Raw genomic sequence first — 3,049 nt, forward strand, 5'->3', positions numbered from 1 at the left:
ACGAGGCTTCTTCTTCCCCATGCTCTCCATGGTGGACATCCTTCCGGGGACTCAACCCCTGATCTCGGATGTCCGCCAAAGCGGATCAAGCCCACCCGCGCTCGGCGAGCAGCAGCGCGAACACGCCCGTACCGCACCCGATGTCCAGCACGGACCGCGCGTCGAACTCCTCCGCCATCGCGAGATACGCGTCGAGATCGCTGCGGTCCGGATCGAGTGCGTCGTAGATGGCGGCGAAGCGCGGATGCCCGAAAGCTGCGTCAACCATGGAGGCGAACGTATGTGGCCGCGAGCCCGCGTGGCCACTGCTTTTTCGGGTTATGGCGCCAAGCGGGCGCGGCGAGGTGCGCCGCTGATCCCGGCGCCCCTTATCGGGCACGGCCGTACCGAAGCGAGCCTCGAATGTCACGCCCACATCAGGAGCGAGGCGAGGGTGACGGCCGCTTGGTAGGACTCGGCGGTCTTGATACCCCTATGGATTTCAAGCCGCCAGAGAGTGGGTTTCGGAGCCTGTGTTGGACGAGGCGATGAGCCGGTGGATCTCGCGGGCAACGTAGCGCTTGAGGCAGCGGAGTGCTTCGCGCCGGGTCTTCCCTTCGGCGATGCGCCGGTCGATGTAGCCGCGGGTGTGGGAGTCCCAGCGGAGGCGGGCCAGCACGACGGTGTAAAGGGCGGAGTTGGTCTGCCGGTTACCGCCGCGGTTGAGGCGTCTGCGCTGGGTTTTCCCGGGGGACGCCTCGACGGGGCTGACGCCGCACAATGCGGCGAACGAGGCCTCACTGCACAGCCGTTCCGGGTTGCATGCGAGCGGCAAGCTCCGGCTTGGTGGCGAAGACGGAGTCGTCGCCCAGGCCGGCGGCCCGGCAGCGGTCCTGGTCATCGGTCCAGGAGCGCGGGAGGTACAGTTCCCGGTCCACCGCTGCGTGCCCGCGCCGTCCGGCGTAGACCAGGTAGACGGCGACCTGGGAGTTCTCGATCCGGCCCGCGGTGCCGGTGTACTGGCGCTGCACGCCGACGGTGCGGGTGCCCTTCTTCACGTCCCCGGTCTCGTCGACCACCAGCACCGCCTGCTCGTCATGAAGGTGCTCCACCACATAGCCGCAAAGGTCGTCGCGTACCGCGTCGGCATCCCACTTGGCCCGGCCGAGCAGGTGCTGCATGCCGTCCGGGGTGGCATCCCCGGCCCACTCCGCAATGGTCCAGCAGTTCTTGCGCGGCAGGTCCGACAGCAGCCCCAGCACCAGCTTGCGCACCCGGCGCCGGGGTTCCACCCGCGCGAACCGGCCTGCGATCCGGCCCGTCAGCCCCTCGAACATCGTGCGCCAGCGATCAGCATCTATGCTGTGGCTCGCGGTCACCGTCTCTTCGTTTGTCCACACAACACACGTTGATCAACGGTGGCCGTACTCAGGCCCGCACCGACCTCAACGAGATCCCAATGTGCGGCTGAGTGCAACGACAATCGCATCGGGGGAGCGGATGGCGGTGCAGGGGAAGGCTCGGGAAGTGCCGTATCGGCGGGCCATGAGGCAGGGCGTCTGGCTTGGTTGGGCGACCATCGCCGGAACGATGGTGACTCTTCAGATCAAGGACTACAACTTCTTTGGTTCAACGCCCCGTTGGGACGTATTGATACCGCTGGCCGCGACAGCTGCCCTCGGACTGGCCTGGATGCTCCTGTACCACCGACGCGGCGGAACACCGCCGGCCGCTCCCGGCCGCAAAGTCTCCCGGCCGCTTCTTCCCGCCGTGCTGCCACGTGTTCCGGGCCATTTCGGATTTGCACGCTGCATCAGGGTCACGCTGACTGTGCTGTACCTGTTCACGATGGCCACTCTCTCCGTCGCGCCGCCCGACCCGGCCCACGATCCGGTCGCCTGGCTCACCCAGGCCGGGGGCATCACGCGACCACTGCCCATCACCGGGCTGGGGCCGGTGACCAAGGTCGAGAAACGGGAGGGCCGCAGCGTACGCGCCTACTGGCAAAGCGACATCAGCGTGGAGGTCCCCTACTCCAGCGGAACACGGACTGTGCGTCTTGACGCACAGTTGATGCGGGAACGCCCTCAAGTCGGCGACACGGTCGAGATCCTCTATGCCCCGGACCGGCCCGGGCTGGGCATTGTCAGGGACCCGCAGGAGCCCCTGGACTGGGAGCAGAGCGGGGGCATGGTGTACTTCTTCATCGCGATCGGCCTGGCCGTCGCGGGTATCATCAGCATCATCTTCCGGCCGTGGGTCACTGCCGACAGGACGGCACCACTGCAGAACTGCGCTGGTCGTCCGGAACACGTGGCGGCTTTGCGATGCCGGGTGGTGGGCGCCGTAGCCACGAAGGACTCGCGCCTCTGGGACAGAAGTGACACCCCCGACACCTATCTGCGACTCGTCACAGCGACCGGGCCCACCCATGAGATCGATGTGGTCGTCCCCGCTCATACCGATGCCCGCGATCCAGGTATGGATCTGGCGGGACAGCAGGGCTGGTTGTTCTGGGAGCGGACCCGGCGCGGACCGGATCGGGAACCCTATGCCCTGGCGTTCGTTACCGACGCTGACGAACTCCTGTGGTGCGCCACCCCCCTCGGACACGTCGTGGATCACCTGGAACGTCATCCGAACCGTCGGATGGCAGAACCCGCCCCCCAACGCACGGTCCGGGAGGTCCGCTACAGCCGCTACCGGCCGGAAATACACCCGAGGGTCGCCCTGCTACTCGGCCTCGCCGTATTCGTGTCACTCCCGATGCTGATACAGAGCCGCACAAACGGTATACAGGACTTCGTCCAGCTATCGGTGCTGGCCGCAACCTCCATCGCGATCGCCATCACCTGGCACTACGGGCCGCTTCGCGCTTCACGCCCCGAAGTTACCCACCGATCCCCCGCAGACACCGAAACCGAGTAACTGATCATTTCAGAATGAGGTCCGGAGTCGTCTCAAGCAGATGATGCTGCAGGCGAGTTGGAGGAGGCCGAGGTGGAGATCGGCGCGTATCTCGTAGCGGATCCGGAGTCGTTTGAACTGGTGGAGCCAGGCGAAGGTCCGC

General features: G+C 66.3%; 2 protein-coding genes and 3 pseudogenes. 1 reads left to right on the forward strand and 4 read right to left on the reverse strand.

The window, feature by feature from the left end; all coding sequences use genetic code 11:
• Positions 1–94: 94 nt before the first annotated feature.
• From ACIQMV_RS39300 to ACIQMV_RS39310, 3 genes and pseudogenes are all read right to left on the reverse strand, one after another.
• Positions 95–268: pseudogene (locus ACIQMV_RS39300) on the reverse strand (SAM-dependent methyltransferase); the annotation flags it as partial.
• A 213-nt stretch (positions 269–481) separates the two neighbouring features.
• Complete coding sequence (locus ACIQMV_RS39305; RefSeq protein WP_402597913.1) at positions 482–880, reverse strand: transposase; 399 nt, start codon at positions 878–880, stop codon at positions 482–484.
• Positions 801–1,468: pseudogene (locus ACIQMV_RS39310) on the reverse strand (IS701 family transposase); the annotation flags it as partial. The gene ACIQMV_RS39305 and the pseudogene ACIQMV_RS39310, both read right to left, overlap by 80 nt.
• An 11-nt stretch (positions 1,469–1,479) precedes the next feature.
• Here ACIQMV_RS39310 and ACIQMV_RS39315 point away from each other — a divergent pair.
• Positions 1,480–2,907 carry a hypothetical protein gene (locus tag ACIQMV_RS39315; RefSeq protein ID WP_402597914.1) on the forward strand — a complete coding sequence of 476 codons (1,428 nt, stop codon included), beginning with the start codon at positions 1,480–1,482 and terminating at the stop codon, positions 2,905–2,907.
• Between the two features lie 9 nt (positions 2,908–2,916).
• Here the strand turns inward: ACIQMV_RS39315 and ACIQMV_RS39320 are convergent.
• Positions 2,917–3,049: pseudogene (locus ACIQMV_RS39320) on the reverse strand (IS5/IS1182 family transposase); the annotation flags it as partial.

Origin of the sequence: Streptomyces sp. NPDC091412 (assembly GCF_044756885.1) — a bacterium.
Lineage (GTDB): Bacteria > Actinomycetota > Actinomycetes > Streptomycetales > Streptomycetaceae > Streptomyces.